Raw genomic sequence first — 11,803 nt, 5'->3', positions numbered from 1 at the left:
CCGGAGCAGGCCCGCACCGGCCCGCACCGGCGCGGTCCGGCCGTGACCGGGGGCGGGAGGGGTGGTGCGCCCCGGCGTCCGGGCCGGTGCCGTACGCCCCACGGCCACCCGCTCACCGCTCACCACCGCCCACCGGCGCGCGACACCGCACCCCTGCGTCCGCCCGGGGCGTCACGCCCCCGGCCAGAGTCCCTCCGGGGTCAGGCCGAGGAGGTCGATGGCGTTGCCCCGGACGATCCGCTCCACCACGTCCCCGGGCAGATGGCCCATCTGCGCCTCGCCGACCTCGCGGGACTTGGGCCAGGTGGAGTCCGAGTGCGGGTAGTCCGTCTCGTAGAGCACGTTCCCGGCGCCGATCGCGTCGAGGTTCCGCAGCCCGAAGGCGTCGTCGAAGAAGCAGCCGTAGACGTGCCCGGCGAACAGCTCGGACGGCGGGCGCAGCACCTTGTCGGCGACCCCGCCCCAGCCCCGGTTCTCCTCCCAGACGACGTCGGCGCGCTCCAGGATGTACGGGATCCAGCCGATCTGTCCCTCCGCGTACATGATCCTCAGGTTCGGGAAGCGCTCGAACTTGCCGCTCATCAGCCAGTCGACCATCGAGAAGCAGCAGTTGGCGAAGGTGATGGTGGAGCCGACGGCGGGCGGGGCGTCGGCGGAGGTGGACGGCATCCGGCTGGAGGAGCCGATGTGCATGGCGATGACCGTGCCGGTCTCGTCGCAGGCACGGAGGAAGGGGTCCCAGTGGTCCGTGTGGACCGAGGGCAGCCCGAGGTGCGGGGGGATCTCGGAGAAGGCCACGGCCCGCACCCCGCGCGCGGCGTTGCGGCGCACCTCGGCGGCGGCCAGTTCGGGGTCCCAGAGCGGGATGAGGGTGAGCGGGATGAGCCGCCCCCGGGCCTCGGGCCCGCACCACTCCTCCACCATCCAGTCGTTGTAGGCGCGGACGCAGAGCAGTCCCAGCTCGCGGTCGGACGCCTCGGTGAAGGTCTGTCCGCAGAAACGGGGGAAGGTGGGGAAGCAGAGCGCGGACTGGACGTGGTTGACGTCCATGTCGGCGAGGCGCTCGGGCACGGAGTGGGAGCCGGGCCGCATCTGCTCGTAGGTGATGACTTCGAGGCGTATCTCGTCGCGGTCGTAGCCGACGGCGGTGTCGAGGCGGGTGAGCGGCCGGTGCAGGTCCTCGTAGACCCACCAGTCGCCGACCGGCCCGTCGTCCCCCTTGGCCCCCATGACCGGGGCGAACTTGCCGCCGAGGAAGGTCATTTCCTTCAGCGGGGCGCGGACGATCCGGGGGCCGGTGTCGTGGTGGCGGGACGGGAGGCGGTCCCGCCAGACGTGCGGGGGCTCCACGGTGTGGTCGTCCACCGAGATGATCTTCGGGAAGGTCTCCATGCGCTTCACGGTAGCGCCGATCTGACGGTCCGTCAGCTATTGTGCGGCAGATCGGGGCGGACGGGGGCGCCCCGGCGGCCCGCCCCGGAGCCCTCCGGAGGCCCGATCGAGGCCCCGGCGAGACCGACCCGATGCTGACGGACCCCCTCCGGACAAGGCAGACTGTGCGGGGCGAGACCAGCGGTTGCGGTACGGCAGGGGGAGCGATGGACCGTGAGAACGGGCCGCGAGTTCCGGTGCAGCGGGCTCCGAGGACGAGCGCGGCGGCCGACGCGGGTACGGCCACGGACACGGCCGGAACCACGGACGCGGCGACGACCGGGGGTCCGGTGACGGAGCGGGACACCAGTACGGACATGACCATCGACGGGGACGCGGTCTCCGGCGGCTCCGGCGCGGACGCCGTGCCCGGCGCGGACGACGGCTCCGGTACGGCCGGCGGCGCGAGCACGCACGGCGGCCCCGGCGCGGACCGGCGCACGGGCACGGACGACGGCCCCGGCGCGGACCGTGGCGCGGGCCCGGACGGCGGGGCCCGGACCGGCGGCAACGCGCGTACGGAGCCCGGCGGCGGGGCCGACGCGGACGCCCGGACCGGCACCGGCCCCGGCGCGCCCACGGACACGGGGACCACCGGCACCGGACCCGGCGCCCCCACGGACGCCCGGACCACCGGCACCGGAGTCCTGAGCGGCCCGGGGGCCGGGAGCGGCTCCCCCGGGGTCCTCAGGTTCGCCGTGCTCGGGCCCGTCCGGGCCCAGCGCGGGGAGGAGCCCGTGCCCACCGGCTCCCCGCAGCAGCGCGCCCTGCTCGCCGCCCTGCTGCTGCGCGGCGGACGCACCGCCACCGCCGCCGAGCTGATCGACGCGCTCTGGGGCGAGGAGTCCCCCTCGCAGGCCCTCGCGGCCGTCCGGACGTACGCCTCCCGGCTCCGCAAGGCCCTCGGCCCCGAGGTCCTGGTCAGCGAGTCCGGCGGCTACGCCCTGCGCACCTCCGCCGCCGCCCTCGACGTCACCGCCGCCGAGGCACTCGCCGCCGAGGCCGAGAAGCTGCGCACCGCCGGGGACCGGGCGGGCGCCCGGGACCGGCTCGCCGCCGCCCTCGGCCTCTGGTACGGCGAGGCGCTGGCCTCCGTACCGGGGCCGTACGCCGAGACCCAGCGGACCCGCCTGGAGGAGTGGCGGCTGAGCCTCCTGGAGACCCGGCTCGACGTCGACCTGGAGCTCGGCGCGCACGCCGAGGCCGTGTCCGAGCTGACCGCGCTCACCGCCGGGCACCCGCTGCGCGAACGGCTCCGCGAACTGCTGATGCTGGCCCTGTACCGCAGCGGACGGCAGGCCGAGGCGCTCGCCGTGTACGCCGACACCCGGCGGCTCCTCGCCGACGAACTCGGCGTCGACCCCGCCCCCGAGCTCTCCCGGCTCCAGCAGCGCATCCTCCAGGCCGACGCCGAACTGGCCCGCCCGGTCGAGGAGCCCGCACCGGCGGCGGCGCCCGTCGCCCGGCCCGCGCAGCTCCCGGCGACCGTCCCCGACTTCACCGGCCGCGCCTCCTTCGTACGGGAACTCGGCGCCCGGCTGGCCACCGCCGAGGGCCACGTCATGGCCGTGTCGGCGCTCGCGGGCATCGGCGGTGTCGGCAAGACGACCCTGGCCGTGCACGTCGCCCACGAGGCCAGGCCGCACTTCCCGGACGGACAGCTGTACGTGGACCTCCAGGGCGCGGGCTCGGGCGCGGCGGCGCCGGAGACCGTCCTCGGCTCGTTCCTGCGCGCGCTCGGCCTCCCCGACTCGGCCATCCCCGACTCGCTCGACGACCGGGCGGCGCTCTACCGCTCGACGCTGGACGGACGCCGGGTCCTGGTCCTCCTGGACAACGCCAGGGACGCGGCGCAGATCCGCCCGCTGCTGCCCGGCACGGCGGGCTGCGCGGCCCTGGTGACCAGCCGCATCCGGATGGTGGACCTGGCGGGCGCGCACCTGGTGGACCTGGACGTGATGTCACCGGAGGAGGCTCTCCAGCTGTTCACCCGGATCGTCGGCGCGGAGCGGGTCCAGTCCGAGCGGGAGGCGGCCCTCGACGTGGTCGGCGCCTGCGGGTTCCTGCCGCTGGCCATCCGGATCGCGGCCTCCCGGCTCGCGGCCCGCCGGACGTGGACGGTGTCCGTGCTCGCGGCCAAGCTGGCGGACGAGCGGCGGCGCCTCGACGAACTCCAGGCGGGCGACCTGGCGGTGAAGGCCACGTTCGAGCTGGGGTACGGCCAGCTGGAGCCCGCCCAGGCCCGCGCGTTCCGGCTGCTGGGTCTCGCGGACGGCCCGGACATCTCGCTCCCGGCGGCGGCGGCCGTCCTCGACCTGCCGCTGTGGGACACCGAGGACCTCCTGGAGGCCCTCGTCGACACGTCCCTGGTGGAGTCGGCGGCGCCCGGCCGGTACCGGTACCACGACCTGGTCCGGCTCTACGCGCGTGCGTGCGCCGACCGCGACGAGCAGCCCCCGTCGGAGAAGACGGCGGCGCTCTCCCGGCTGCTGGACTTCTACCTGTCGACGGCGGCCCGGGTGTACGCGATCGAGCGCCCCGGCGACCGGCTCGTCGACCACCTGGAGCCCGCCGTCCACGAGGGGCTCACCTTCACCGACCGGCACGCGGCGCAGGACTGGCTGTACGCGGAGGCGAACTGCCTGCTGGCCTGCGTCCGCCAGTCCGCGGCGGCACCGGACACCGTGCGGCGGGCCGTGGACCTGCTGTGGGCGGCGCTCGACCTGGGCGAGTCGGGGGCGAACTCCCGGGAGTTCGAGGCGACGGGCGCCGTGGTGCGCGACGCCGCCCGCGCCCTCGGGGACGACCGGGCGGCGGGCCGCGCGTTCATGGTCCTGGCCGGGGTCCACCACACGGCGGGCCGCTTCAAGGAGGCCGACGCCGACGCCGAACTGGCCCTGCCGCACGCCGACCGGGCCGGGGACCCGGTGCCCGCCTGCTGGTCGGCGAACGCGCGCGGGATCATCGCGCTCTACCAGAGCCGCTTCGCGGAGGGCGAGCAGTACTTCACGGAGGCGATCGAACGGTTCCGGGGCATCGGCGACCAGCCGGGCGAGGCGAGCGCGCTGTGCAACCTCTCCCGCATCCACCTGGCCACCGGCCGCACGTCGAGCGCCATAGCGCTGGCCCGGCAGGGCACCGCGATCTACGACGCCATGGGGCACGCGCTGCGCGGGGCCAACGGGCGGTACGCGCTGGGGCTCGCTCTCACCCAGGACAACCAGCTGGCCGCCGCGGGCGAGCAGCTCCGGGAGGCGCTGGCCGTCTTCGCCGACAGCAGGCAGCGGCTGTGGGAGGGGATGACCCTCTTCCGGCTCTCGGAGGTGGACCTCGCCGCGCAGCGGCACGCCCCGGCGGCGGCCAACGCCGAGATGGCGCTCACGGTGCTGCGCGGCATCGGCGGCGAATGGCGGCGCGGGAACGTCCTCACGGTGCTGGGGCGCGCGCTCTTCGGCATCGGGCAGAGCGGCCGGGCGCTGGTCTGCTGGCGGGAGGCGCTCGGCATCTTCGACGAACTCGGCGCGCCGGAGGCGGCGGAGGTCCGGGCCCTGCTGTCCCCGGCGAACGCCGCGTAGGCGAACGCCGCGTAAGCGCGGGCCGCGTAGGCGCGGGCCGGGGCAGACCGGGTGCCGCGCCGTCCGGACACAGGGCCGTACGTACCGGGGCGGACGCCCACGGGCCCGGTGGTCCCCGCGCCCGGAGCCGGGCTCGGGCGGCCGGGCCGTCCGGTCCGGCAGGGGCGACCGGGCGCCGGGCTGACCGGGCGGGGCCGACCGGGCCGGGTCCGAAGCGGGCGTGCCGGAGGGGCGGGACCGCCCAGGGCCCCGGTCGTGGCCCCGGCCATGGGCGCGGTCATGGCCCCGGTCATGGGTCCGGTCATGGGTCCGGTCGGCCCGTGACGGCCGGTCCGGCGCGGGACGTTTCCCACGGCCGTACGGCCGGTCCGTGGCGGGGCCTCGCCCGAGCCCGCCCTCGTCTCCCGGCGGTCGGCCGCGAGCCCCGCCCCCGTACGGTCCCGTGGCTCGTTTCCAGCCGCCCCCGGAGGGGGGTTCCCACGGCCCGGGAGGCTCCCCGTACCGGCCCGGGAAGGCCCGCGCGCGGGCCCGGTGGCCGTACGGACAACGGCCCCCGCCCGGACCGCGTGCCGCCCGCCTCCGGGCGGCCCCCGTCCGCTTGGCCTGTGCGTTCATCGTTCGTTTATCGCCACCCGGCATGATTCTGCCCATGACGATCCGCCGCGTCGGGGGGCAGACGGGTCGCCGATGAGGGCCGGAACACCCGGTACTAGGGTGATCGGCTCCCGGAGATTCGTCCGGCCGTCCAACGGGGGAACAGCCGGACGAATCTCCTCATCTCTCGGACATCACAAGCAGGAGTTGACCAGCATGACCGACCCGATCACGCAGGACCCGATCATCGCCACCAAGGACATGCACGCCACCTCCGAGCCCGCGCTCGACGCGATCACCGAGAAGGTCACCGGTCCGGACGAGCACCCGATCGTCACCAAGGACATGCACGCGACCTCCGAGCCCGCGCTCGACGCGATAGCCGAGAAGGTGACCGGCCCGGCCGACCACGCCGTCAAGCCGCTCAACTAGACCACTCCCGACGGGGAATGGCCGCGGCGGCGACTTCGGGGGAGCCGCCGGGGCCGACCGGGGAGGTCCGGTCGACGGGGGAGCGCACGGGCCCGGGGGACGCCCGGGACGGAACCAGGGGGGATCCGTCCGGGCGGGGCCCGTGCGCAACGCGATCGGACCACCGCACAGGAGGGGCCGGGCAGCAGCCCGGCCCCTCCCGCGTGCGCGCCCCGGACTTCGGCCGACCCCTTCCGCACGCGCTCCCGCCCCCGACCGGTCCGTTCAGGAGCGGACCCGGCCGCGCAGTTCGCCCTTGAGGACCTTGCCGCTGGCGTTCCTCGGGAGTTCGGGGAGGAACTCGACCTCCCTGGGGACCTTGTAGTTCGCCATCTCGCGGCGGGACCAGGCGATCAGGTCGTCGGCGGTGACCCGGGCGCCGGGGCGGCGGACCGCGAAGGCCTTGCCGACCTCGCCGAGCCTCGGGTCGGGGACGCCGACGACGGCGACGTCCGCGATGTCGGGATGGAGGCCGAGGAGCTGTTCTATCTCGGCCGGATAGGCGTTGAAGCCGCCGACGATGTACATGTCCTTGAGGCGGTCGGTGATCCGCAGGTTGCCCGCCTCGTCGAGGACCCCGACGTCCCCGGTCCGCAGCCAGCCCTCCGCGTCGACCGCCGCCGCCGTCGCCTCCTCGTCCTCGAAGTAGCCGCGCATCACGTGATGGCCCCTGACGAGGATCTCGCCGGTCTCGGAGAGCCGCAGTTCGGTGCCGGGGATGGGTCGGCCCGAGGTGGTGGCGACGGTCTCGTCCGGGTCGTCGCGGCGGCACATGGTGACGATGCCGCTGGCCTCGGAGAGGCCGTACGCGGTGAGGACCGTGGCGATGCCCAGCTCGGAGCGGAGCCGTTCGACGAGGAGGAGCGGGACGACGGCGGCGCCGGTGACGACGAGCCGGAGCGACGACAGGTCGTGGGCGGCGCGGGCCGGGTGGTCCAGGAGGGACTGGTGCAGGGTGGGCGGGCCCGGCAGGACGGTGACGCGTTCGGTGGCGATGTTGGCGAGGACCGTGTCGACGGTGAAGACGGACTGCGGGACGATCACCGCGCCCCGCATCAGACAGGCGAGGACGCCCGCCTTGTAGCCGAAGGTGTGGAAGAAGGGGTTGACCACGAGGTAGCGGTCGCCCTCGCGGAGTCCGGCGAGTTCGGACCAGATCGCGTAGCAGCGCAGGCTCTGGGCGTGGCTGATGACCGCGCCCTTGGGGCGGCCGGTGGTGCCGGAGGTGTAGATGATGTCGGAGGGGGCCTGCGGGTCGATGGCGGCGATGCGTTCGTGGACCCGGGCGGCCGGGACGGCGTCGCCCTCGGCGAGGAACTCCTTCCAGGTGGTCCACTCCTCGGGCGCGCTGTCGCCGAGGACGACGACCCGCTCCAGATCGGGCAGGTCGACGCCGGAGCGGCGCAGCGAGGCCACGTAGGAGGTGCCGAGGAAGGTGCCGGTGACGAAGAGCAGCCGGGCCCGCGAGCGCTGGAGGACGGAGGCGGCCTCGGTGCCCTTGAAGCGGGTGTTGAGGGGGACGAGGACGGCTCCGGCGGTGACCGCGCCGAGTGCGGAGACGATCCAGTCCAGGGTGTTGGGGGCCCAGACCGCGACCCGGTCCCCGGTGCGTATGCCGGTGGCGAGGCAGGCGGCGGCGGCCCGCTCGACCCGTTCGCCCAGCTCGGCGTAGCTGACGCGGGCGCGTCCGTCGACGACGGCCTCCCGCGTCCCGTACCGCTCCGCGGCCGCCCGGACGAGTCCGGGGATCGTGCCCCACTCCAGATCTCCGCGCATCTCCACCTCCACCGTTCCCATGAGCACCGTTCCCATGAGCGCCTCCCCATGAGCTGACTGTTCGTCAGATTAGTTGTAACCTGACGCGCTGTCAGCAGCACTGCCACATGGGGAGGTTGCCTTGCTCAAGGACGCCACGGCCATCGTCGGGATCGGACAGACCGCCTTCGCGAAACAGCTCCCCGAGACGGAACGGGCCCTCGCCTGCCGGGCGATCCTCGCGGCCCTCGACGACGCCGGGATCGATCCCTCCGAGGTGGACGCCTTCGCCTCGTACACGATGGAGGAGACCGACGAGGTGGACGTCGCCAAGTCCATCGGCGCCGGGGACGTCACCTTCTTCTCCAAGGTCGGCTACGGCGGCGGCGGTTCCTGCGCCACCGTCGGCCACCTCGCCGCCGCGATCGCCTCCGGGCAGGCGAGCGTCGGCGTGGCCTGGCGGTCCCGGAAGCGGGGCAGCGGACCCCGGCCCTGGAAGAACACCGCCGTCCAGCTCCCCACCCCCGGCCAGTGGACCCGCCCCTTCGGGCTGCTCCGCCCCGCCGACGAGATCGGGATGCTGGCCCGCCGCTACATGCACGAGTACGGCGCCACCCGCGACCACCTCTTCAACGTGGCCCTGGCCTGCCGCAACCGCGCCAACCAGAACCCCGGCGCGATCATGTACGAACGGCCGCTGACCCGGGAGATGTACATGACCTCCCGCTGGATCAGCGAGCCCCTCTGCCTCTTCGACAACTGCCTGGAGACCGACGGCGCCCTCGCCTGCGTGATCGTCGGCGCCGAACGGGCCCGCGACTGCCGCCAGAAGCCGGTGTACGTCCACTCCGCCGCGCAGGGCCTGCCCGCCCAGCACCACGGCATGGTCAACTACTGGAACGACGACCCGCTCTCCGGCCCCGCCTGGACCGCCGCCCGGCACCTGTGGAAGAACGCCGACTTCGGCCCCCAGGACGTGGACGTCGCCCAGATCTACGACGCCTTCACCCCCCTCGTCCCGCTCTCCCTGGAGGGCTACGGCTTCTGCGGGCGCGGCGAGGGGGCGGCCTTCACCGAGGGCGGCGCCCTGGAGATCGGCGGACGGCTCCCCGTGAACACCGGCGGCGGCGGCCTCTCCGAGGCGTACGTGCACGGCTTCAACCTCATCAACGAGGGCGTGAAGCAGCTCAGGGGCGTCTCCACCGCCCAGGTCCCGGACGCCGCCACCTGCCTGGTCACGGCGGGCGAGGGCGTCCCCACATCGGCGATCCTGCTGAGGAGCTGAGAGAAGATGCTGACACCTGTCGTCGACGAGGACGGCGCCCCCTTCTGGGAGTACGCCGCCCGGGGCGAGCTGCGGATCCAGTCCTGCGCCGACTGCGGCGAGCTGCGCTTCCCGCCCCGCCCCTGCTGCCCGCACTGCCGGTCCTTCGCGAGCGAGTGGCGGCTGATGTCCGGACGCGGCCGGATCTGGTCGTACGTGCTGCCGCACCCGCCCCTGCTGCCCGAGTACGCGGCCCAGGCCCCGTACAACGCGGTCCTCGTGGAGCTGGCCGACGCCCCCCGCGTCCGGCTCGTCGGGAACGTGGTCGCCGCCCCCGACGCCCCGCTGAACTCGGTCGACCCGGCGCGGCTGCGCATCGGCGCGCCCGTGCGGGTGGCCTTCACCCCGCTCGACGGGCTCGCCGTCCCCCGCTGGCTCCTGGAGCGCGGATGAGCGTCCGCGTCGAGCGGGACGAGAGGACCGGGGTCGCGGTCGTCACCCTCGACCGGCCGGACCGGCACAACGCGATCACCCTGGGGATGGCCCGTGAACTCGCCGCTGTCTGGCGGGCGTTCCGGTACGAGGACGAGGTCCGCGCGATCGTCGTCACCGGGGCCGGCGGGCGGGCCTTCAGCACCGGCGTCGACCGGACGGACGCCGGGGAGGTGCCCCAGCCCTCCTCCCCGTACACGATCGACGACCCCCTCCTCACGATCGGGCCCAAGGCGAACGACCTGTGGAAACCGGTGGTCGCCGCCGTCGAGGGGATGGCCTGCGGCGGGGCCTTCTACCTGCTCGGCGAGGCCGAGTTCCTGATCGCCGGGGAGGACGCGTCCTTCTTCGACCCGCACACCACCTACGGGATGGTCAGCGCCTTCGAGACCGTCCACATGGCGCTGCGGATGCCGCACGGGGAGGCCGCCCGGATGGCCCTGATGGGCGGGGCGGAACGGATCTCGGCCCGGCGGGCGTACGAGACCGGGCTCGTCTCCGAACTGACCCCGCCCGGCGGGGCGCTCGACGCCGCCCGGCGGGCCGCCGCCGTCATCGCCGCCCATCCGACGGAGGCCGTCCAGGGCACGGTGCGGGCCCTGTGGTCCGTACAGGAGAGCGCCAGGTCCCGGGCCCTGGCGCACGCCCCGCACCTGGTCTCCCTGGGGAACCTGCCACCGGAACGGCAGGCGGAGCTGTTCGGCCGCAGGCCGGACGGGCACCGGCTCCGGTGACGGGGGCCGGGGGCGGGTGGACCGGGCGGGGCGGGCGGGGCGGGCAGTGCGGAGGGCCGGGCGGGGCGGGTGGGGCGGGCGGGCGGAGCCGGACCGGCGCGAACCGGACCGGTCGCCCGGCCCCGCTCCGCCCGGCCCCGGCAGGGCACGGACCGGCGTGATCCTCCGTGCCCGCCCCCGCCCCGGCGGAGCCCGCTCCTACCGCTCCACCCGTACGTCGTACACCCAGCAGTTCTCCACCCGGTCGACGGCCTTCGGGTCCTTCATCGGGACCTCGAAGCGCTTCTTCCGGCCGCCCTCGACCGTGACCAGCGTCTCCACCGAGTCCACCGCCGAGCCCGAGGCGCCCTTGAACTCCAGGGTCACCCGGAAGGTCTCGGTGTCCCGTTCCTTCGAGGTGATCTCCAGGGTCGCCGTGGTGTCCGCGCGCCGGGCGGTCCTCCCCTTGCCCTTCCGCCGCTCGGGCTTCACGCAGTCCACGACCACGACCTCCGCCGTCGCCCGGGACGGGGTGGGAGTCGGCGCCGTGGTGCCCGAGCCGGAGCCCCCGTAGTCGTCGTTGCGCTTCTCGTCGCTGGAGCAGCCGCCGCCCGAGTCGTCGTCCGAACCGCCCCCCGACGAGTGACCGCCGCTCCTGCTCTTCCCGCTCTTCCCGCCGCTCCCGCCGGTGCTGGTCTGGAACCCGGTCAGCGCGAGCACCACCACCGTGAGCGTCGCCGCGAGCTTCAGCCGTGTGCGTACCATTCCGCTCCCCCGTTGCTGTCGTGTTCGCGCCACCCTAGGGGACGGGCCGCGTGGCGGGCCTCACCCACCCGGCGTAGCGTCGGGAGCGAGAGCCGTCCCCGTGAAGGAGGCCGCAGCGATGGTCCGCAACGTCATCGGCTCGGTCCTGGCTCTCGCCGGAGCGACGGCCGCCGTCTGGAGCCCCTTCCGTGCCTGGTACGACGGCCGTCACGGGCGCGACTACGCGATCGGTGACCTGTTCAGCGGCATCACCGACGGCAGGCCCGACGTGCTCGCCTCGATCCTGCTGCCGTTCGCCTTCGCCGCCCTGCTCACCGTGTTCGGCGTGGTCCTGCGCTCCCGGGCGCTGGTGGCCGTCGCCGGGCTCGTCGTCCTCGGCTTCACGGTCCTGTGGATGGTGCGGGTCGGGCAGGCCGAGGGCAGCCTGGTGATCTCGGGCGACGGCCGGGGGCTCGGCCAAGGCGTGGCGAACGCCCTCGGTGGCGGGGTCCTGCTGCTGGTCGGCGCGCTCGTGATGTCGGGCCGGTCCCGCCGCCGCACCGCACCGCGCCGGGGTCCCGCGCCGGAGCCCGTACCTCCTGCGGAACCGCCGCCGGACGTCACCGGGGGGACGCCGGACCAGCACCCCACGGCCTCGACGCCGTACGCGGCGACCCGCACCTTCGACGTACCGCCGCCGGAGCCCCCGCGCGAGGACCCGCCCCCGAGGGGCTGACCCCCGGGGGGCCGCTCCCCGGACGACG

At 74.9% G+C, this 11,803-nt stretch carries 9 protein-coding genes; 6 read left to right on the top strand and 3 right to left on the bottom strand.

Annotation, left to right across the window (positions count from 1 at the left end):
- Positions 1-171: 171 nt before the first annotated feature.
- On the bottom strand, positions 172-1,392 hold the full coding sequence (locus ACIO92_RS23845) for an amidohydrolase family protein (protein ID WP_366443164.1): 1,221 nt from the start codon (positions 1,390-1,392) through the stop codon (positions 172-174).
- Between the two features lie 206 nt (positions 1,393-1,598).
- Here ACIO92_RS23845 and ACIO92_RS23840 point away from each other — a divergent pair, with 206 nt between their 5' ends.
- Positions 1,599-5,006, top strand: a complete 3,408-nt coding sequence (locus ACIO92_RS23840) for a BTAD domain-containing putative transcriptional regulator (protein ID WP_402283245.1) — start codon at positions 1,599-1,601, stop codon at positions 5,004-5,006.
- An 810-nt stretch (positions 5,007-5,816) separates the two neighbouring features.
- Entirely contained in the window at positions 5,817-6,032 is a 216-nt protein-coding gene (locus ACIO92_RS23835; RefSeq protein WP_366443162.1) for a hypothetical protein, read from the top strand.
- A gap of 264 nt (positions 6,033-6,296) precedes the next feature.
- Here the strand turns inward: ACIO92_RS23835 and ACIO92_RS23830 are convergent, their stop codons facing one another.
- Positions 6,297-7,847, bottom strand: coding sequence for a FadD3 family acyl-CoA ligase (locus ACIO92_RS23830; RefSeq protein ID WP_401241584.1), 1,551 nt, complete (start codon positions 7,845-7,847; stop codon positions 6,297-6,299).
- Positions 7,848-7,968: 121 nt separating this feature from the next.
- Here ACIO92_RS23830 and ACIO92_RS23825 point away from each other — a divergent pair, with 121 nt between their 5' ends.
- Genes ACIO92_RS23825 through ACIO92_RS23815 form a run of 3 tightly spaced genes read left to right on the top strand, consistent with a single transcriptional unit; the run spans position 7,969 to position 10,316 of the window.
- Positions 7,969-9,111 carry a lipid-transfer protein gene (locus ACIO92_RS23825; RefSeq protein ID WP_366443161.1) on the top strand — a complete coding sequence of 381 codons (1,143 nt, stop codon included), beginning with the start codon at positions 7,969-7,971 and terminating at the stop codon, positions 9,109-9,111.
- 6 nt (positions 9,112-9,117) lie between these two features.
- Positions 9,118-9,543, top strand: coding sequence for an OB-fold domain-containing protein (locus tag ACIO92_RS23820; protein WP_366443160.1), 426 nt, complete (start codon positions 9,118-9,120; stop codon positions 9,541-9,543).
- The gene (locus ACIO92_RS23815; protein WP_366443159.1) at positions 9,540-10,316 is read left to right on the top strand and encodes an enoyl-CoA hydratase/isomerase family protein; all 777 of its coding nucleotides are present in this window, start codon (positions 9,540-9,542) and stop codon (positions 10,314-10,316) included. Before ACIO92_RS23820 ends, ACIO92_RS23815 begins: the two co-directional genes overlap by 4 nt.
- Positions 10,317-10,514: 198 nt before the next feature.
- Here the strand turns inward: ACIO92_RS23815 and ACIO92_RS23810 are convergent, their stop codons facing one another.
- Positions 10,515-11,060, bottom strand: coding sequence for a hypothetical protein (locus ACIO92_RS23810; RefSeq protein ID WP_366443158.1), 546 nt, complete (start codon positions 11,058-11,060; stop codon positions 10,515-10,517).
- Between the two features lie 118 nt (positions 11,061-11,178).
- Here ACIO92_RS23810 and ACIO92_RS23805 point away from each other — a divergent pair, with 118 nt between their 5' ends.
- Positions 11,179-11,775, top strand: coding sequence for a hypothetical protein (locus tag ACIO92_RS23805; protein WP_402283248.1), 597 nt, complete (start codon positions 11,179-11,181; stop codon positions 11,773-11,775).
- The last annotated feature ends 28 nt before the right edge of the window (positions 11,776-11,803 follow it).

This window comes from Streptomyces sp. NPDC087215 (assembly GCF_044744885.1).
Lineage (GTDB): Bacteria > Actinomycetota > Actinomycetes > Streptomycetales > Streptomycetaceae > Streptomyces.
The sequence above is the reverse complement of the archived record's forward strand: the minus strand, read 5'-3'. Positions and strand labels throughout refer to the sequence as shown.

Excerpts from the sequence above, each read along its gene's own strand:
- ACIO92_RS23835 (WP_366443162.1), top strand. The coding sequence starts at position 5,817 with ATGACCGACCCGATCACGCAGGACCCGATCATCGCCACCAAGGACATG.
- ACIO92_RS23805 (WP_402283248.1), top strand. The coding sequence starts at position 11,179 with ATGGTCCGCAACGTCATCGGCTCGGTCCTGGCTCTCGCCGGAGCGACG.
- ACIO92_RS23830 (WP_401241584.1), bottom strand. The coding sequence starts at position 7,847 with ATGCGCGGAGATCTGGAGTGGGGCACGATCCCCGGACTCGTCCGGGCG.
- ACIO92_RS23820 (WP_366443160.1), top strand. The coding sequence starts at position 9,118 with ATGCTGACACCTGTCGTCGACGAGGACGGCGCCCCCTTCTGGGAGTAC.
- ACIO92_RS23840 (WP_402283245.1), top strand. The coding sequence starts at position 1,599 with ATGGACCGTGAGAACGGGCCGCGAGTTCCGGTGCAGCGGGCTCCGAGG.
- ACIO92_RS23845 (WP_366443164.1), bottom strand. The coding sequence starts at position 1,392 with ATGGAGACCTTCCCGAAGATCATCTCGGTGGACGACCACACCGTGGAG.
- ACIO92_RS23810 (WP_366443158.1), bottom strand. The coding sequence starts at position 11,060 with ATGGTACGCACACGGCTGAAGCTCGCGGCGACGCTCACGGTGGTGGTG.
- ACIO92_RS23815 (WP_366443159.1), top strand. The coding sequence starts at position 9,540 with ATGAGCGTCCGCGTCGAGCGGGACGAGAGGACCGGGGTCGCGGTCGTC.